We start from the raw sequence: 18,042 nt of genomic DNA, 5'->3' as shown, positions 1-18,042 counted from the left end.
AGCCCCATGCAAAAAAGAATATACGTAGCCATCTTATTGTTTTCCTTGGCAATAAATGCCAAGGGACAAGAGTTGACCGTACCCCAATTATCCCAATACATTGCAGATAATCCATTTTTAATGTCCCCTACCTATGCGGGTATCGGTGATCATATAAAAGTCCGTCTAAACGGTCTTACACAATGGGTAGGAATAGAAGATGCTCCAGATACACAGACCTTGGCCGCAGACGCCAGAATAGGGAATAGATCGGGAGTTGGTATGATGCTCTATAATGATAGCAATGGATATACCAGACAAAGAGGTGCCAGGGTTTCTTTTGCACACCATTTGACACTGGATAGGTACGACGATATCTTTCTCTCTTTTGGTATCTCTTACAACTTTAACCAGTTTAGGATAGATGTGGAGCAATTCAGGGAGAACAACGGGCAATTACCAGCTGACGATAAGGCCACCACCAACCACAATTTTGATCTTGGGGTACTTTATCGTTATGACAAGTTCTTCTTTAGTGCAAATGCAGGGAATGTCCTGAACAAGGATCTGTCCAATTTCAATACCGATATTATTACCATAGAGCCCAATAAACTCAGAAACTACTACGTATATTCCGGGTACAGCATTTCCAAGAGCAAGAACAGTAAACTGGAAATTGAACCCTCTGTTTTCTTTCAGTGGTTCGAAAGCGATGGCCGTTCCGTTACCGATTTGAACGCCAAGTTCCGTTTCCGTGATTTTGAAGATTACTATTACGTGGGTCTCACCTATCGTTTTTTGAACGATCAATTAGGAAAACCATTGTACATAGCACCTATAGCCGGTCTTAAAAAAAGCAATTTCTATTTTGGCTATTCCTATCAGGTAATCACCAATGAAATTTTGGGATATAGCACAGGTACGCATGTAGTTACCGTTGGAATGGATCTTTTCCAAGGAATAAGTAACTGTAGATGTATGTATTGATTTAATGTGTTTTCACGTATTTTTGCCCTTTCTTATAATTCACAGTTTTGGGTAAAATCAGGTTAAAAAATATTAGGATACACTCCAATCATGGATGTTTAAAGGAAGAAATGCTCATTGGGAGCGATTACAGGGTAGATCTTGAGATTTCCGCAGATCTTTCCCGACCTGCAATCTCCGATCAGTTGAGTGAAACTGTGGATTACGTTCATCTGAACAATATTGTAAAAGAAGAAATGAAGGTACGTTCCAATTTATTGGAACATGTGGCCAAGCGTATTATTGATCGTATTTTTAAAGAAATACAAGAAGTAACCGAAGTGGAAGTAGAAGTTTCCAAAATTAATCCACCGATTGGGGGCGATGTGGAAAGTGTTTCGGTGAAACTCGGAATTACTCGATAAACCGCTGATAATTAAGCATTGAATAAAATTATGTTTTTATATTTTTGCTTTTATCATTCTAAACGGCATTGTGGTCGAATTGGATAGACAAAGTCCCGCAAGGATTTTTATGGTGGTTCGAGTCCACCCGATGCCTCAAAATCATTGAATGAATATTTAGATTATTTTCAATCCAGATATTCATAAAATATTTTTAGCTTTGCAATCCCTTTGGCATCGTGGCCGAGTGGCTAGGCAGAGCTCTGCAAAAGCTTGTACAGCGGTTCGAATCCGCTCGATGCCTCAAAAACCCAGTACTAAGTGCTGGGTTTTTTTGTTTTATAAATCCTCTATTCTTTCAATACGTTCCTGTAGATCAAACCTGTCGCTCGGTAAAAAACCCTTGCTTATCAATACGATACCACAAATGATCAATACAATTCCCAATCCCTTTTTAATCAAAACGATACGTTCTTGGGTCAAGTACTTTTTTAACTGTTTGGCCAAAATAATCTTAATCAGGTCGGTTGCAAAATAGACTACCAACACGGTACCGAAAAATACCATCATTCTATTGGGATTGTTCTCCAAACTGGGTCCGACAACGATAATAAGCCCCAACCAAAATGCCAATACGCCGATATTTATAAAATTCAAAAGAAATCCCTTTGCCAACAGTCCAAAATAAGTACCCTTAGATGCCCTGACATTGGTCTTTTTCTTGGCCTTCTTTACAAAAAGAAAAATTCCGTAGACCAATAAGATCATCCCCCCAAAAACAAACAATCCAGGTTCGTTGCTCAAATTCTCCAATAACTGAAAACTGCTGAAATAGGCAATGAGCAAAAAAACAATATCGGCCAAAATTACCCCTATATCCAAACTTACTCCCGCCCTGAAACCTTTTGTGGCACTCGTTTCCAACAAAACAAAGAAAACAGGTCCGATCATAAAGCTCAATAGAAATCCCAAAGGGATCGCAGCTTGGATATCATCAATCATTTTTAATTCACTCTTTTTATTTTTCCACCAAAAAGGGTCTGCTCGTCCATTTTCTTCGGATCACCATATACCAGTACTTCGCCACCGGCCTTTACATTGGCCTTTACGTAGTCCGATGCATAAATTTCGGCATTGCCACCTGCATTGACGTTAATGGTGGTAAACTTTGTTTTAAAGTTTCTTCCGCTGTATTCACCACCGGTATTGATGATCACATCTTGGTTATTGGAAAAGCCCCCAGCAAAAATTTTACCGCCGGAAACCGCTTTTATCAACAGCTGGTCTACCTCACAATTGATTTCCAGCTCCCCGCCCTCCTGTGCCTTAAGTTCCAAGACTTTTTGCACATAGGTATCATCGGAAGAAATTCTTGCATCCTCGTTTACATCTATAACCACTAATTCTTCAGAGTGATAAAGATCTACATAGGTTCTATATCCACTGAATATTTTAACGATTTCCATTCGGATTTTCAAAATACCTTCATTATTGACAATGGCCACATTGGTGGTATTTGCACCAGTAATCACCGCTTTGTTTTCATTTGATCGTATCAAGTTGATGGAAATACCATCAAAACCCTTTACTTCGGTAAACTTTTGTAGGTTTTGGGTTATGGTAGCATCCTGGGCCTCAATATATTGAAGGGATAGGAACAAAATAACAATCGTAATAATTCTCATGTTATAAAAATTTGGTTCTCAATAGGATAACAAACTTTATTCCAAAATAGTATTATTTCTTTTTACCGATCAACGAAAAGTCGAGATGCCTTTTTACCAAATCAGTGTTTTTCACCATTACGTAAACCTCGTCTCCCAACTGATACATCCGTTTGGTTCGCTCTCCCACTATGGCATACTGGCGTTCATCAAAAATATAGTAATCATCTTTAATATCGCGGATACGTACCATGCCCTCACATTTGTTCTCAACAATCTCTACATATATGCCCCACTCGGTAACGCCGGAAATCACACCAAGGAATTCCTGGTCCTTGTGGTCCTCCATAAACTTGATCTGCATGTACTTGATGGAATCCCGCTCCGCATTGGCCGCCAATAGTTCCATATCGGAGGAATGCTTGCACTTTTCTTCGTATACGGTGGCTTTTGGTGCTTTTTCCTTATCCAGATAATGTTGTAGCAAGCGGTGGACCATTACATCCGGATAACGCCGTATGGGTGAAGTAAAATGGGTATAGTAGTCAAATCCCAGTCCGTAGTGCCCAATATTTTCCGTGGTATAAATGGCCTTGCTCATACTACGGATGGCCAAGGTATCCACCAAGTTTTGTTCTTTCTTGCCCTTTACGTCCTCCAACAACTTGTTTAGGGACTGGTTAATGGTCTTACTGTCCTTTAGGTTTATACTGTGTCCGAATCTGGAAATAACACCGTTGAGGGCCATTAATTTGTCCTCGTCCGGCTTGTCGTGCACCCGGTACACAAACGTTTTTTTCTGTTTTCCTATAAACTCGGCAACCTTTCTATTGGCCAGGAGCATAAATTCCTCGATCAATTTGTTGGCGTCCTTTGCTTCTTTAAAGAAAACACCGACAGGCTCATTGTCTTCGGACAAATGGAACTTGACCTCTATCTTATCAAAAGAAATGGCTCCGGCGTCCATTCGGGCCTGCCTCATGATCTTTGCCAACCGATCAAAAGTGAGAACGGCATCCACAACATCATCAGATACCGAATAAGCGTTTTCGCGAATGGATATCTCTTTTGGAATCTTGTTTTGCTCGGTTTCAATAATGTGCTGAGCCTCTTCGTAGGCAAAACGTTCGTTCGAATTAATGGCGGTCCTGCCAAACCATTGATTGACCAATTTGGCATTGTCGTCCATTTCGAAAACCGCAGAGAAGGTATACTTCTCCTCGTTGGGTCGAAGGGAACAGGCCATGTTGGACAGTACCTCCGGTAACATGGGAACCACACGGTCCACCAAATATACCGATGTGGCCCTATCGTAGGCTTCGTCCTCCAAAATGGTATCCGGCTGAACATAGTGTGATACATCGGCTATATGGATTCCTATTTCATAATTGCCATTCTCCAATTTCTGGAAGGAAAGGGCATCGTCAAAATCCTTGGCATCCTTTGGATCTATGGTAAAGGTAAGCACATCGCGCATATCCCTTCGCTTGGCAATTTCCGATTCCTTTATACTGGTATCCAATGTTTTGGCAAACTGTTCTACCTCATAAGGAAACTCATGCGGTAAACCGTATTCGGCCAAAATGGAATGTATCTCGGTGTTGTGTTCCCCGGGGCGTCCCAGTACTTCCACAATTTCCCCGTATGGAGAATCGGTATCATCCGGCCAATCACCCATATTGACCAATACCTTGTCGCCATCGTTCGCCTTTTTCAATTTTTCCGGTGGGACAAAAATATCGGTATACATCCTGGAATCGGTAGGACGAACAAAAGCAAAACTTTTCTGCTTGTCCACAATACCTACATAAGAGGTCTTCTTGCGCTCGAGTACCTTGGAAATTTCACCTTCCATTTTTTTGCTCTTACGTCTTGGTTTGATAAAAACCTCGACCGTATCCCCATGAAAGGCCCTGTTCAAATTATTGTTCTGTACAAAGATGTCGTCTTCCAGTTCATCCACAATGATATAGGCGTTGCCACTTGTGGTCAAATCCACCCTACCCGTGTAATACGTATGAAGTGATCGCTTCTTTTGATACTTGCCCCGTTCGGGCTCCAAAATACGTTCACTCGCCTTTAACTGTCCCAAACGTTTGATCAAAAGGTTTCGGTCCTGTGTATCGTCTATTCCGAGTTTTGATGCTATTTGCTTATAATTGAAGCTTTTAGATGGTTCCTTTTCCAGTACGGTGAAAATGCCCTTCGTAATTTCATTCTTTCGCTGACTACCAGCTCTCTTCTTTTTCTTTGACATTAACGTCCTTATTTTTTTGAAAAATACGAATTATAATCCTTGACCAACAAGGAAAGGAAGAGTAATCTCAAACAAAGTCAACTTTATCAACAATAATCAATATTATATTTTTTCTTCTTTTTAAAATTTAATTAAAATGATGGTTATGATGGATCGTTGAAATGTGGAATAAAATTCTTTCAAAAAAGTTGCTTTGAACGATCAAAATAGTTTGTTCACAATTTGTAAGACCACAAGAAATTTAAAAATCAAACGATTAGATTTTTTGTACACAGTTTTTAATAACCGTTATCAACATCAATTTATTGAAAAGTTAATGTGTTTTTAATGTTAATTACCGTAAAAAAGTTCTTGATATTGGTTGATTAATTTTTAATCGAATATCAACGCAACATTAAATAATTATTCCTACTGATCGATTTTCTTGAATTACAAAATTTCGTTACCAGAAGTTTTGTGTAAATAATTAACAAAATGGTGTTATTGTTAATTGGTTGTTTTTTAACCCAATGCAAAAATCCCATCATTTTTATAAACAACGGAACATGAAAAGATGTTGTACCTTTGCTATGTACCCATTTTAATACTATAACCATGAAAATTGCCATAGGAAACGACCACGCGGGAACCGATTACAAACTTGCCATTATCGGTCTGTTGAAATCTAAGGGAATAGAAGTTGTCAACTACGGAACCGATGGAACCGATAGTGTTGACTATCCGGATTTTACCCATCCCGTAGCAAAGGATGTGGAAGAAGGGAAGGTAGATTTCGGCATTGTTATATGCGGTAGCGGCAACGGGGCCACGATGACCATAAATAAACACCAAGGTGTTAGGGGCGCCCTGTGCTGGAACAAAGAGATTACCCAATTGGCCAGGGAGCACAATGATGCCAACATTTTAAGTTTACCGGCACGATTTATAGCACTTCCCCAAGCCTTGGATATGGTGGAAACGTTTTTGAAAACAGAGTTTCAAGGGGGCAGGCACGAACGTAGAATCGAAAAAATTCCTTGTAGTTAAGTTCTATGGGCCACCATCATCACCACGGACATTCACATTCACATTCGCACGCACATCCCGATCTAAAGGGAAGAAATCTCCTTATCTCTATTTTTCTCAACATTGGGATTACATTGGCACAGATTATAGGAGGTCTCCTTTCAGGAAGTTTGGCGCTGTTGTCCGACGCGCTCCATAATTTTAGTGATGTACTTAGCTTGATTATAAGTTATGTTGCAAGGCGGTTGGGAAAGAAAAAGGCATCCAATCTAAAGACCTTTGGATACAAGCGTGCGGAAATTTTGGCTGCGTTTATCAATGCAGCGACCTTGGTGGTCGTGGCCATAATTTTAATGAAGGAAGCTGTTGAACGGTTGATGGAACCACAGGAAATAGAATCCAACTTGGTAATTTGGCTCGCTTTGATAGCCATTGCGGGCAATGGTTTTAGCGTATTGCTCCTAAAAAAAGATTCGGAGGACAATATGAACATGAAATCCGCTTATTTGCACCTACTTACCGATATGATGGCATCGGTGGCCGTATTGATAGGAGGTATTTTGATGAAATATTTCCAAATTTATTGGGTAGATGCCATCCTTACCATGATCATAGGTGTCTATTTGATCTATATGGGATATGACCTATTGAAGGATTCCACCAAGGTATTAATGCTTTTCACCCCAAAATCAGTGGTAATCCAGGACATTGTGGAATCCATCTGTACCATAGAACCGGTGAAAAATGTGCACCATGTGCATATATGGCAGCTCAATGAAGATGAAGTGCACATGGAGGCCCATATCGACTTTAAAAATGATATCCGCCTTTCCGAGTTTGATGAGATCCTTGAAAAAATTGAGGAACATGTCTACCATGAACATGGCATAAACCATGTCAACATACAGCCCGAGTTTGATAAGTGTGATTCCAAAAGCGTAATAGTCCAAGATTAATGCAAGTATCCGTTAAAACTTTTGATGAGCTTTCTACCAAAGAACTTTACCAAATTCTACGACTGCGTAGCGAGGTTTTTGTAGTGGAACAAGATTGTGTATACCAAGATGTGGACAACAAGGACCAAAAAGCGCTCCATGTCATGGGAATTAAAGATAACGGGGTTGTTGCCTATACCCGGATTTTTAAACCAGGTGATTATTTTGACAACGTAAGTATTGGCAGGGTAGTGGTAAGCCAAGAACAACGAAAATATGGATTGGGCAAACAGATTATGCAAGCCTCATTGGCAGCTATAAACCAAAGGTTTCCCGATAAATCCATAGAAATATCCGCACAATCCTATCTCTTAAAATTTTATACGGAATTAGGTTTTAATGCCACTGGGGAAGAATATTTGGAAGATGGCATTCCACACAAAAGAATGCTAAAGGGTTAATAATTGTCCCCTCAAGGGGACCATAGGGGTGTTATTCTTCAAAAGATTAATAAGTACATAGAAAGAATGACAACATCAATTGATTAAACGCCACGCCAATCTGCTCCAAAAAATCCAATTTTAGAATAAGATTCACAGGTTTTTCAGCTTTGAAGTTGCTTTTCAAGTTCGTTTATTTTCCGGAACAGGGAAACACCTAATTTTTCCACAATGCCCACAACCAGAGCGTTGCCCATAAAAAAAGCACGCTTGGCATCCGAAATGCCCTCCAATTTGGTATGATCATCTGGAAACATGTTCAACCGTTCCAATTCAACAGGTAAGAGTCTTCGCAGTCCCTTGGAAGTTTGGACCACGTGCTTAAACCGGGACGGGGACTTGCCGCCTTCACCGGTTATAATAGTTCTGGAAGGTTGATCAAGGGCATCGGGGAAAACCATGCTGCCCTCGCTATAATTGTATTCAAAACCAGCGCTGGTCTTGCGTATTTCTTTTTTTGCGCCCTTTAAATATTCCCATTTGGGCAAATCGGCGCCATCAAGGTAATATTCGGAAGGAACAGGACCTTTTTTCAAAATATCGGAGAGTACGGTCCTTTTTCCATCATAGGATGGCGTAGTTTTTAGAGTAGATACTTTTCCGTTTATACAAACTCCTGTGTTCAGGAATGGCGAGAGGCCTTGTTCCTTATTGAAATTATTGGACAACACTACCAAATCCTCTTCCAGATCAAATTCAACCAGATTTTTTGCCGATCGGTCAACAGGAAAAGCGTCACAAAAAGTGCTTTCCTTTAAAATCCACTTGGAGGGATTGTTTTTCTGAAGCTTTTTGTAAATTTCCGTATCCTTAAAATATGCCAGAAAAAAAACGCGCCTTCGGCGCTGGGGCATTCCATACTCTGCTGCATTTATCACGCGCCATTCCACAGCATAGCCCAAATCTGATAAACTACGGAGCATAACAGAAAAATCCCTTCCTCTTTGGCTAGAGGGCGATTTTAAAAGCCGGTCCACATTTTCCAAAAAAAGATATTTCGGCTTATTTTTTTTCTCGGACAAAATTCGGTGAATGGACCACCAAAGCACCCCTTTTTTACCAATAAGACCCTTGGAATTCTTGAGGGAAGTTGCAACAGAGTAGTCTTGACACGGAAATCCACCAACAAGAACATCATGGTCGGGAATTTCTTTGGTTTTGACGGTTTCAATATTGGAATTGGAATGGCTTTCCGCCCCAAAACGTGCTTCATAGACCAAAGAAGCGTGCTGCATTTTTGTGGAAGGCTCCCATTGGTTGCTCCACACCACTTTGTAGTGTTCCGTGTTTTCCAATCCTAGGCGAAAGCCGCCAACACCCGCAAAAAGTTCACAGACCTTAAGTTGTTGCATGCCCAAAAATAGAATTAATTCCCTTTTTTGTGAGGGATTGCCGTACAAATTTGTGGAAATGGGCCTTGACCCCGAATTTCGAACGTTCCCACACCAAAATTATGGGTAAAGGAAGGCATTAAAAGACAACCCCTTTAAGGCCTATGCAAATTGAAAACCCCGGGGCAACGCCTCAAGAGTTGTTTTCACGGAGATCATGGGACAATGGAGCTGTTTTTTGGGAACGATATTTTGGCCTTGATAAGGATATTTGGTAAAAGGCACTTTTTACTTTAAAATATTGGAATATTTAGTGTTGTCTGCCAATAGTTCTTTTGCGGTTAGAATTGCATCATCGTGTTTTAGATAATACCTGTAAAGACCTTCCCTGTAAAAATACCTGGTAATGATTTCATCCTCCAAATTCTTTTGGATTTCATCTTTATAGGTATCCAATGCATTTATCTTTCCCCTATTTATCGCTAGGAGAAGGTCCTTGTACTTTTCCTGTACATCGGCACCCAATAAGGTGTCGTCTCCATTGATGGTTTCTTCCAAGACTTGTTCGGTTTTTGTCTGGTAAGAGAAGTTCTGTTCTGCGGCATAGGCCTTGAAAGCACTATAATCCGAGCTTGAAAAGCTAAAGTTGTCCACAGAATCAAAACTGTGATCGTAAAAATATTCTGTGGCAAAATCAAAAACGATATTGTTGGATTCCAAAGCGTCGATCAACGAATTTGTTTTTAAGGATTCGATGGTGATATCGGGCATTACGCCCCCGCCATCCCAGACCTTTCTTCCGTTTCTGGTGGTGAATTCATTGAACGTTGTATTGCGAACGGCATTTCCTTGCTCATCCCTGTTCCAATAATCCAAGGATTGTATACATCTGCCCGAAGGGGTGTAATATCTGGAAATGGTTACCTTTAATTGCGTACCATAAGTTAGTTTGAGCGGGCGTTGTACCAACCCTTTGCCAAAACTCCTTGCACCTATAATTACCGCCCGATCCAAATCTTGTAGTCCGCCCGAAACAATCTCACTCGCCGAAGCACTTTTTCCGTTGACGAGTACCACCAACGGGATTTCTTCATCTTCCGGCTTGTTCCGGGTCCTGTATTCCTGATTGAATTTTTTGACCTTGGATTTTGTCGTAACGATAAGTTCTCCTTTCGGAACAAATAGATTTGTAACGTTGATGGCCTCGGACAATAGCCCGCCCGGATTTCCCCTAAGATCAAGGATCAACCTCTCGGCACCACGTCCCTTAAGGTCCTGTAAAGCAGATTGTGTTTGCTTGGATGCTTTTTGGTTAAAACGGGATAAAACAATATATCCGGTTTTATCATCGATCATATCATAAAACGGAACGGCATCTACCTCCACGCCACCTCTGGTGATGGTGGTGGTTTTGGTTTCTCCCTGTCGCAAAAAAGTAACCTCAACAGTAGAGTTGTTGGCCCCTTTGAGCAGCTCTCCGGCGTTATCGTCGAAATCAGCGACCACAGTCTCCCCAATTTTAATAATCTCGTCCCCGGCCCTTAATCCAGCTTTGTCGGCTGCATACCCTTGATACGGTTCTACGACCAACAATTTATTTTCATATGAGCGGACAAGGGCACCTATACCTGAGTATTCCCCAGCGTTGTTGATTTTAAAGGATTCTACATCCTGCTCATTCAAAAACTGCGTATAGGGATCTAGCTCTCCCAACATGTTTTTTATGGCGGAATCCATCAATTCTGCGGGATTGGTCTCGTCCACATAGTTCATGTTGAGCTCCTTGAAGAGGGTGGTAAAAATTTCTATCTGTTTGGCGATTTCAAAAAAGTCGCTTTTAAAGCTACTGGCCCCTACCAAGACCACAACCGCCAAAACGGGAATCAAAACCTGCTTTCTAATCAATCTTTTCATGGGATTCTTTATTTACAAAGGCATCCAACAGCTTTTTCATGGCTATTTCTACTTCATCAAAACTTGGAGCCTTCTTGCCAAGGTATAAAAATATGAACGCAAAATTCCTTTCAATGTTGTTAAAAATGAGGGGCTTGTTGAGCCTGTAGGCCTCTCTCATTAATCGTTTGATGCGGTTGCGGTCTACCGCCGTTTTAAATTTTCTTTTTGGGGCGACAACAGCGACCTTTACTCTGGAGCCATCACTAAAATTTGAAGGGAGGTAGATCAGCTTAACCGGAAATACATGAAGGGACTTGCCTTCTGTAAAAAGCGCTTCGAACAATTTTTTATTGGTCAGTTTCTCTTTTTTTGGAAAGGAAAAGTCCCCTTGAGGGGACCTTAGGGGTGTATTAGTATCGTTTGAATCTGTATTTTCTTCAGACATTATGATGGAGACTAGTTCTTTGGAAAGGTCAAATTACTTAAATAAATCTGAGATTAAATGAAAAAGGGCGGCACAAACGGCCACCCTTGTTGTTCTGTTAAAGGAAAGCTGCTTATTCCTCTGCTTGGTATACGTTGTTCTCACCATCCACATCGGCCATCAATTGAGAAGGGTCGATCATAATGGCCTGCACGTTTTCCAAGGGCATGTCCAAGGTAAATTCGTACGTTGGGTAGGCCCATGGCCAGTCTTCCAAAACGGTACGGTCCAAATTTGGATATGGGTTTTCTTTTTCGCCGTACATCATACGCAATGGAACGTAGTATGTTTTTTGTGTCCCATCCTTGCCAACGACCAGGATATCCAAAGGCATGGGCATTTCTCCTATGCGCTCCATGGTAACTTTGGTGTTCTCCCCATCTGCATCAACACTTTTGATACCGTAATCAATGGTGTTGGTAGTCTGCGTCCAATCGGTCAAATACCAGTTGAGTTCCATACCGGATACCTTTTCTGCCGTTCTTTTGATGTCGTTCGGAACAGGGTGCTTGAACTTGAAGTCTTCAAAATATTTTTGGATGGTCTCCATCAACTTGTCCTGTCCGATCACATAGCCCAATTGGGAAAGGAAAATAGAACCTTTGCTATAGGCTGAAACCCCATAGGCAAAATTCGTCGTATATCTGTCCGCATGGGTGGACTGGGGCATTTCAAGACCTGAGTTTACCAGAGCGTAATATCCACGGTAAGAACCCTCAAAAGGGTTTTGTTTGTTTTGTTCCATGATCTGGTTCATACACAAGCTGCTAATAAACGAAGTAAAACCTTCGTCCATCCACTCATGTTCGGATTCGTTGGTTGCAAGCACGTGCTGGAACCAAGAGTGTGCCATTTCGTGCACCATTACCCCGACCAAGCTTCCGAATTCACGTTCGCCGGTAATCAAGGTGCTCATGGCATATTCCATTCCGCCATCACCTCCCTGCACCACGGAGTATTGTTCATAAGGGTATTTCCCAACATTATTGCTAAAGAACTTCATGGCTTCCGCCGTTTTTGGCTGAAGGTTTTTCCAATTTTCATTGAACTCTGGGTTATCCTTGTAGAAGAAATGAAGGGTAGGACCATCTTCCATTTGATAAATGTCGTGGATATACTCAGGATCGGCCGCCCACATAAAATCGTGAACCTTCGGGGCCTTAAAATGCCAAGTCAAGGTTTTGCCCTTGGTTTTTACTTTTGTGCCCGGTGCTTCATATCCGTGTCCAATTTCATCTGGATTTTGAAGATATCCAGAGCCTCCAACGGTATAATCTTTGTCCAAGGTAATCTTTACATCAAAATCTCCCCAAACCCCATGAAATTCACGGGCTATGTATGGATTTGGATGCCATCCTTCAAAATCATATTCTGAAAGTTTTGGATACCACTGGCTCATGGAAAGCGCAACGCCCTCGCTACTATTTCTTCCAGAGCGTCTAATTTGAAGGGGAACTTGCCCCTTGAAGGTCATTTCTAAAGTGGTTTTTCCTCCGGAAGGAATAGGCTTGGCCAAATCGACCACAAGAATGGTGCCTTCTTCTGTAAAGGAAACAGGTTGGCCGTCTTGGGTAAGCAATTCAGCATGAAGGTAGCCCATTTCACTTTCTGAAAGGGATGCAATCCTGCTTTTTCCATCGACCATCATCCGTTTATCGGGATCTTTAATGTTTTGTAGCCTAATGTCCATTTCACTACCGGGCTGAAAGGCATTGTAGTATAAATGATAAAAAACGCGGCTCAATTCATCCGGGGAATTGTTGGTATAGACCAATTTTTGGGTGCCGGTGTACTGATAGGTCTTTACATCCATTTGTACATCCATGGTATAATCCACGTGCTGTTGCCAGTCACTTGATTGCGCACTTAAAAAAAGGGTAGCCCCAAAAAAGGACGAAAAAAAGAGGGATCGTAAATGCTTCATATTTTATTTAGAATTGCTTTCTAAGGTCATTTTACCGTTTGAGATGTTGTCCGCTAAAATTAAGGCATTATAGGCATTAACCATCTTACCGGACTTGGAAATTTTGTCGAAAGTGGTCGCTTTGGTCTCATCCCCTGCAACGATAACGGATGTCTTGGCCCTAAGTCCGGACTGCATGATGATACTTTTGACCTGGGAAGCGGAAAGGTCTGGATAATAAGAAAGAATCAATGCAGCAACGCCTGCAACTGCTGGGGCCGCCATGGATGTTCCGCCCTGGAATTCGTATTCGCTATTGGGCATCGTGGAATATATGGCGTCGCCCGGGGCGAATACATCTACACGTTGTTTTCCATAATTGGAGAAAGACGCGACCATTTCAGAACCGTAACTGCTGGAAAGGGCCCCAACGGTAATCACGTTGTCCACAAATTCGCTATCCCTGTCCATATCGTCATTTGGATAATTCCTGTTTTCCGGAACCTCTAGGTCCTCGCCATCGTTTCCTGCGGCATGCACGATCAACACATCCTTGGATGCGGCATACTTTATGGCGTCATAGACCCACTCGGCTTTAGGGGAAAAGGATTTCCCGAAGCTACAGTTGATTATGGACGCTCCATTGTCAACCGCATATCTAATGCCCAAGGCAATGTCCTTGTCATATTCATCTCCGTTGGGAACGGCCCTAATACTCATAATTTCAACGTTGTTGGCCACTCCGTTCATACCCATGCCGTTGTTTCTTTTTGCGGCAATAATTCCGGCAACGTGGGTACCATGGCTCTCGGTTTCCACCATGTTCTTTGGGTTTCCGTTTCCGTACGGCACATCGGTAATATCGTAAGGGTCGTCGCCCACAGGCTCCCTGCCGTTGAAGTCTTTGTTGAGGTTGTAATTTGCTTGATCTGTAAAATAGGTTATGCCTTCTTTGAGCTCTTCCAATACTTCTGGAATACTGTCGCCATAGGTGAACATTTGGGTCAATACCGCAACACTTTGCTCCATTTGTGCCGTTTTTGGCTCAATGGAAAGCAAATCCTTTTTAGTGTAGGCTTCCTTGCCAAGCTCGCTTTTTACCAGCTCATCGGCACCTTTTACCACCTGGAATATTTGTTCGTACTGTTGTTTGTTCTGAACAGCTTCGGGATATTCTTTATCGAGCAAAAGTCTTGCTTCCGCCCTTTCGGACGCATCTCCGATATTTAAACGCAGCATTCGAACATATTCCAATTGCTCATTATAGGATTTTCCTAAAAAGTTATATCCGTGGATATCGTCCACATAACCATTGCCATCATCATCCTTGCCATTGTCGGGTATTTCGCCAGAATTGGTCCAAAGGACGCCCTTCAGGTCTTCGTGCTCCAGATCCATGCCCGAATCCAAAACGGCCACGACAACGGTTTTTCCTTTTTTGTTCTTAATGATTTCATCGTAGGCCTTATCCACGCTCATTCCCGGTATCGTGTCCTTGATGAGGTCCAAATGTCCCCAGTTTTTCTTCTGCGTTTCGGTAAGTTCAGCGACTTTCAAGGGTACAGAGTCAATGTTCTCAACCGGGGTCGAGACCAATCCGGTGGACCCACAACCCATTAAAAATAGAGCGGCGGACAGCGATAGGAATGATAGTTTGTTATATGTGCGATTCATAAAAATTAATTGTAAAAAATGTGAGGTTATTGTATACTGAATATTTCATTGTAGGAAAAGAGGCCATCGAGGCGGGCTCCCTTTTCGGACTGCTTCAATGAGCAGATTTGATTATGTGCATCGTGCTCGAACAAGAGGAGCCAATCGTTTTCTGCAGCTTTTTTTAAAAAGGATTCTTTTTCTTTTAAGGTCAACAAGGGCCGTGTGTCATATCCCATCACATAGGGCAGGGGAATATGCCCAACGGTAGGAACCAGGTCGGCCACAAAGACCAAGGTCTTGCCTTTATAATTTAAATGCGGTAGCATTTGTTTATCGGTATGGCCGTCCACGAAATGGATACCGAACCCGAGTTCAGAATTTTCTATGAAAGAGGATTCCTTTCGGTCCACAAAATGCAACTGGCCACTTTCTTGCATGGGCAAAAGGTTTTCTTTTAAAAAGGAAGCTTTTTCCCTTGCATTGGGTCGGGTGGCCCATTCCCAATGGTCTTTATTTGTCCAGAACCTGGCATTTTTGAAGGCGGGCTCATAACCTGTGCGGTCCTTGTTCCATTGAATGCCGCCCCCGCAGTGGTCAAAGTGTAGATGGGTCAAAAAAACGTCCGTTACATCGTCCCGATGGAAGCCGGCATTTTTTAATGACCTGTCCAATGAATGATCGCCCCAGAGGTGATAGTAGCTAAAGAATTTTTCTGATTGTTTGTTGCCCAGGCCGTTATCGATCAAAATAAGCCTCTCACCATCCTCAATCAAAAGGCATCGGGCCGCAAGGTCGATCATATTGTTGGAATCTGCAGGGTTGGTCCTGTTCCAAATAGATTTGGGAACCACACCGAACATGGCCCCTCCGTCCAACTTAAAATTACCTGTTTCTATGGGATAAATTGTCATTCCGAAAGTAAAATGGGGTGCAAAATAAGAAAAGCACCATCCAAATGGCGAAAAAATAAGGATATATTGGCCCTATTTTAACAAAAAAGGGAAGAGTTTCATTAAAACGGCCATAGTTTGGGCGGATATGCGCTTTTCTATCCCTTGACAGGGATATTGAAGAATGATTATCTAAAAGAAAAACAGTAAATTTCCACAAAACTTAAACGATGCTCGAACTTGCTGGAATCATAATTCTTGGCATTATTGCACAATGGGTCGCTTGGCGCTTCAAGCTTCCTGCGATCTTACCCCTTATATTGATAGGGTTGCTGGTAGGCCCCATAGCGACTTTATACACGGAGGACGGATCAAAACTGATAGAACCTATTTGGAATGGCGAGAAAGGCTTGTTCCCGGGCGAAGGGTTGTACTATTTTGTGTCCTTGGCGATAAGTGTCATACTTTTTGAAGGAGGGTTGACCCTTAAAAGGGCGGAGATATCCAATGTGGGACCTGTCATCACCAAATTGATCACCATCGGTACAGTGGTCACTTTTTTTGGAGCAGGGGTCACAGCACACTATGTTTTTGGACTTTCTTGGCAAATTTCCTTTTTGTTCTCCGGTTTGATCATTGTGACCGGGCCTACCGTGATCACACCTATTCTTAGGAACATTCCACTAAAAAAGGACGTCTCGGCGGTCCTGAAATGGGAAGGGATATTGATCGACCCCATCGGGGCCTTGGTCGCGGTATTGGTGTTCGAGTTCATTAGTGTTGGAGAGGGACAGGCCTTTACCCAAACGGCACTTATCGAGTTCGGTAAGATCATCCTGTTCGGGACGACTTTTGGGTTCACCTTTGCACATGCATTGGCATTTGCCATCAAAAGAAATTTTATCCCGCATTACCTGCTCAATGTGGTTTCGCTCTCCACGGTACTCCTGGTATATGTGGAATCGGACCTGTTCGCCCACGAATCCGGCCTGTTGGCCGTAGTGGTGATGGGTATGGTCATGGGCAACATGAACCTGCCGAACATCAAGGAACTTCTTTATTTTAAGGAATCCCTGAGCGTGTTGTTGATTTCCATCCTTTTTATCCTATTGGCGGCCAATATCAATATTAGCGATCTAGAACTTATTTACAACTGGAACACCGTTGCCCTTTTTGCGGTAATTGTATTCCTTATACGGCCTATCGGGGTCTTTCTGAGCGCCCAGGGGTCCAATTTAAAATTCAACGAAAAGCTTTTTATAGGATGGGTGGGTCCGCGCGGTATCGTAGCGGCGGGTATTGCTTCGCTTTTTGGATCTAAACTGGTATCAAGGGGAGAACCGGGCGCGGAATACATTACCCCGTTGGTCTTTATGATCGTTCTGGGAACCGTATTGTTAAATGCGACTACGGCCCGTTTTTTTGCCAAGCTCGTTGGCGTGTTCCTGAAGAAGTCCGAGGGTATTTTAATTATTGGCGCCTCCAAACTGTCCAGGCTCATCGGAAACTATTTGAGGAAGAACAATAGGCACGTCGTATTGATAGACAACAACCAAAACAATGTGGAAAAAGCGAAAAAATTGGGACTTGAGGCCATTACCGCCAATATTTTCTCCGATACGCTAACCGATAATATCGAGCTTAACGATATGGGATATCTAATGGCGTTGACCGGGAACTCGGATATCAACAAATTCGCGATCAACAAGTTTCAACGACAATTTGGGGAGAACGGAGCTTTCAGGCTTGTAAATACCGAAGAGGTGAACGACCCTGACAATAACCCAAAAGAAGGACTTTTTTCGCATACCGATGACTTTATCCAATTGATGGATACGGTACGGAAGCACCCTATCATACACGAGATTGATCTGGAGGACAAGGAACACTATGATGATTTGATAGATATTACCGTGGAAGAAAGAGACATTGTACCCTTGTTCACAAAATCCCCGGACGGCAGTATTGAGATCATACCCGCCAACAGTAAAGACTTTACCCCAAAAGGCGAGGGCTTTAAACTGGTTTATTTGGGGAGGGAAATTCAAGTTAAAAAAGAGGAAAAGAATCCCGAAAAAGAATAAAATTGTTTTCTGAAGAAGAATCGAAAATGGTTTAGAGACGATTCTATTCACGTACCATAGTAGAGCCGGCACAGAAAAACAGGTGGCC

15 protein-coding genes and 2 tRNA genes are annotated in these 18,042 nt (G+C 42.3%); 8 read left to right on the top strand and 9 right to left on the bottom strand.

From position 1 onward, the window contains the following. Window positions 1-6: 6 nt before the first annotated feature. From K1F36_RS03785 to K1F36_RS03770, 4 genes are all read left to right on the top strand, one after another. Entirely contained in the window at window positions 7-966 is a 960-nt protein-coding gene (locus K1F36_RS03785) for a PorP/SprF family type IX secretion system membrane protein (protein WP_220112610.1), read from the top strand. 47 nt (window positions 967-1,013) lie between these two features. Next, entirely contained in the window at window positions 1,014-1,370 is a 357-nt protein-coding gene (folB, locus tag K1F36_RS03780) for a dihydroneopterin aldolase (RefSeq protein WP_220112609.1), read from the top strand. Window positions 1,371-1,434: 64 nt separating this feature from the next. Further along, window positions 1,435-1,506, top strand: a tRNA-Cys gene (locus K1F36_RS03775). Between the two features lie 76 nt (window positions 1,507-1,582). After that, window positions 1,583-1,653, top strand: a tRNA-Cys gene (locus K1F36_RS03770). Between the two features lie 35 nt (window positions 1,654-1,688). Here the strand turns inward: K1F36_RS03770 and K1F36_RS03765 are convergent. Genes K1F36_RS03765 through rnr form a run of 3 tightly spaced genes read right to left on the bottom strand, consistent with a single transcriptional unit; the run spans window position 1,689 to window position 5,270 of the window. After that, the gene (locus K1F36_RS03765) at window positions 1,689-2,351 is read right to left on the bottom strand and encodes a LysE family translocator (RefSeq protein ID WP_220112608.1); all 663 of its coding nucleotides are present in this window, start codon (window positions 2,349-2,351) and stop codon (window positions 1,689-1,691) included. 2 nt (window positions 2,352-2,353) lie between these two features. After that, on the bottom strand, window positions 2,354-3,034 hold the full coding sequence (locus K1F36_RS03760) for a head GIN domain-containing protein (protein ID WP_176619089.1): 681 nt from the start codon (window positions 3,032-3,034) through the stop codon (window positions 2,354-2,356). Between the two features lie 52 nt (window positions 3,035-3,086). After that, entirely contained in the window at window positions 3,087-5,270 is a 2,184-nt protein-coding gene (rnr, locus tag K1F36_RS03755; RefSeq protein WP_220112607.1) for a ribonuclease R, read from the bottom strand. 594 nt (window positions 5,271-5,864) lie between these two features. Between rnr and rpiB the strand changes: the two genes are divergently transcribed. From rpiB to K1F36_RS03740, 3 genes are read left to right on the top strand one after another with little or no spacing between them, the layout of a single operon-like run. Further along, the gene (gene rpiB, locus K1F36_RS03750) at window positions 5,865-6,296 is read left to right on the top strand and encodes a ribose 5-phosphate isomerase B (protein WP_207031153.1); all 432 of its coding nucleotides are present in this window, start codon (window positions 5,865-5,867) and stop codon (window positions 6,294-6,296) included. Window positions 6,297-6,301: 5 nt separating this feature from the next. After that, the gene (locus K1F36_RS03745; RefSeq protein ID WP_220112606.1) at window positions 6,302-7,231 is read left to right on the top strand and encodes a cation diffusion facilitator family transporter; all 930 of its coding nucleotides are present in this window, start codon (window positions 6,302-6,304) and stop codon (window positions 7,229-7,231) included. Continuing rightward, window positions 7,231-7,671 carry a GNAT family N-acetyltransferase gene (locus tag K1F36_RS03740; protein WP_220112605.1) on the top strand — a complete coding sequence of 147 codons (441 nt, stop codon included), beginning with the start codon at window positions 7,231-7,233 and terminating at the stop codon, window positions 7,669-7,671. Before K1F36_RS03745 ends, K1F36_RS03740 begins: the two co-directional genes overlap by 1 nt. Window positions 7,672-7,814: 143 nt before the next feature. On the opposite strand, the gene dcm is transcribed toward K1F36_RS03740, so the two are convergent. From dcm to K1F36_RS03710, 6 genes are all read right to left on the bottom strand, one after another. After that, window positions 7,815-9,062 carry a DNA (cytosine-5-)-methyltransferase gene (gene dcm, locus K1F36_RS03735; RefSeq protein WP_220112604.1) on the bottom strand — a complete coding sequence of 416 codons (1,248 nt, stop codon included), beginning with the start codon at window positions 9,060-9,062 and terminating at the stop codon, window positions 7,815-7,817. 267 nt (window positions 9,063-9,329) lie between these two features. Beyond that, window positions 9,330-10,955, bottom strand: coding sequence for a S41 family peptidase (locus K1F36_RS03730; RefSeq protein ID WP_220112603.1), 1,626 nt, complete (start codon window positions 10,953-10,955; stop codon window positions 9,330-9,332). After that, window positions 10,939-11,382, bottom strand: a complete 444-nt coding sequence (gene rnpA, locus K1F36_RS03725; protein WP_220112602.1) for a ribonuclease P protein component — start codon at window positions 11,380-11,382, stop codon at window positions 10,939-10,941. Before rnpA ends, K1F36_RS03730 begins: the two co-directional genes overlap by 17 nt. Before the next feature lie 112 nt (window positions 11,383-11,494). Then, entirely contained in the window at window positions 11,495-13,345 is a 1,851-nt protein-coding gene (locus K1F36_RS03720) for a M1 family metallopeptidase (RefSeq protein WP_220112601.1), read from the bottom strand. Between the two features lie 3 nt (window positions 13,346-13,348). Beyond that, complete coding sequence (locus tag K1F36_RS03715; RefSeq protein ID WP_220112600.1) at window positions 13,349-14,998, bottom strand: S8 family peptidase; 1,650 nt, start codon at window positions 14,996-14,998, stop codon at window positions 13,349-13,351. A gap of 26 nt (window positions 14,999-15,024) precedes the next feature. Beyond that, window positions 15,025-15,891, bottom strand: a complete 867-nt coding sequence (locus K1F36_RS03710) for an MBL fold metallo-hydrolase (RefSeq protein WP_220112599.1) — start codon at window positions 15,889-15,891, stop codon at window positions 15,025-15,027. A 209-nt stretch (window positions 15,892-16,100) separates the two neighbouring features. On the opposite strand from K1F36_RS03710, the gene K1F36_RS03705 reads away from it, so the two are divergent. After that, complete coding sequence (locus K1F36_RS03705; RefSeq protein ID WP_220112598.1) at window positions 16,101-17,954, top strand: cation:proton antiporter; 1,854 nt, start codon at window positions 16,101-16,103, stop codon at window positions 17,952-17,954. Window positions 17,955-18,042: the final 88 nt, after the last annotated feature.

Origin of the sequence: Flagellimonas abyssi (assembly GCF_019457905.1) — a bacterium.
Taxonomy (GTDB): Bacteria; Bacteroidota; Bacteroidia; order Flavobacteriales; family Flavobacteriaceae; genus Flagellimonas; species Flagellimonas abyssi.
Note: the sequence above shows the minus strand (reverse complement) of the source record. Positions and strands in the feature narration are given on the sequence as shown.

Excerpts from the sequence above, each read along its gene's own strand:
- dcm (WP_220112604.1), bottom strand. The coding sequence starts at position 9,062 with ATGCAACAACTTAAGGTCTGTGAACTTTTTGCGGGTGTTGGCGGCTTT.
- K1F36_RS03710 (WP_220112599.1), bottom strand. The coding sequence starts at position 15,891 with ATGACAATTTATCCCATAGAAACAGGTAATTTTAAGTTGGACGGAGGG.
- K1F36_RS03765 (WP_220112608.1), bottom strand. The coding sequence starts at position 2,351 with ATGATTGATGATATCCAAGCTGCGATCCCTTTGGGATTTCTATTGAGC.
- K1F36_RS03720 (WP_220112601.1), bottom strand. The coding sequence starts at position 13,345 with ATGAAGCATTTACGATCCCTCTTTTTTTCGTCCTTTTTTGGGGCTACC.
- K1F36_RS03715 (WP_220112600.1), bottom strand. The coding sequence starts at position 14,998 with ATGAATCGCACATATAACAAACTATCATTCCTATCGCTGTCCGCCGCT.
- K1F36_RS03760 (WP_176619089.1), bottom strand. The coding sequence starts at position 3,034 with ATGAGAATTATTACGATTGTTATTTTGTTCCTATCCCTTCAATATATT.
- K1F36_RS03745 (WP_220112606.1), top strand. The coding sequence starts at position 6,302 with ATGGGCCACCATCATCACCACGGACATTCACATTCACATTCGCACGCA.
- K1F36_RS03730 (WP_220112603.1), bottom strand. The coding sequence starts at position 10,955 with ATGAAAAGATTGATTAGAAAGCAGGTTTTGATTCCCGTTTTGGCGGTT.
- rnpA (WP_220112602.1), bottom strand. The coding sequence starts at position 11,382 with ATGTCTGAAGAAAATACAGATTCAAACGATACTAATACACCCCTAAGG.
- rnr (WP_220112607.1), bottom strand. The coding sequence starts at position 5,270 with ATGTCAAAGAAAAAGAAGAGAGCTGGTAGTCAGCGAAAGAATGAAATT.
- K1F36_RS03785 (WP_220112610.1), top strand. The coding sequence starts at position 7 with ATGCAAAAAAGAATATACGTAGCCATCTTATTGTTTTCCTTGGCAATA.
- K1F36_RS03740 (WP_220112605.1), top strand. The coding sequence starts at position 7,231 with ATGCAAGTATCCGTTAAAACTTTTGATGAGCTTTCTACCAAAGAACTT.
- rpiB (WP_207031153.1), top strand. The coding sequence starts at position 5,865 with ATGAAAATTGCCATAGGAAACGACCACGCGGGAACCGATTACAAACTT.
- K1F36_RS03705 (WP_220112598.1), top strand. The coding sequence starts at position 16,101 with ATGCTCGAACTTGCTGGAATCATAATTCTTGGCATTATTGCACAATGG.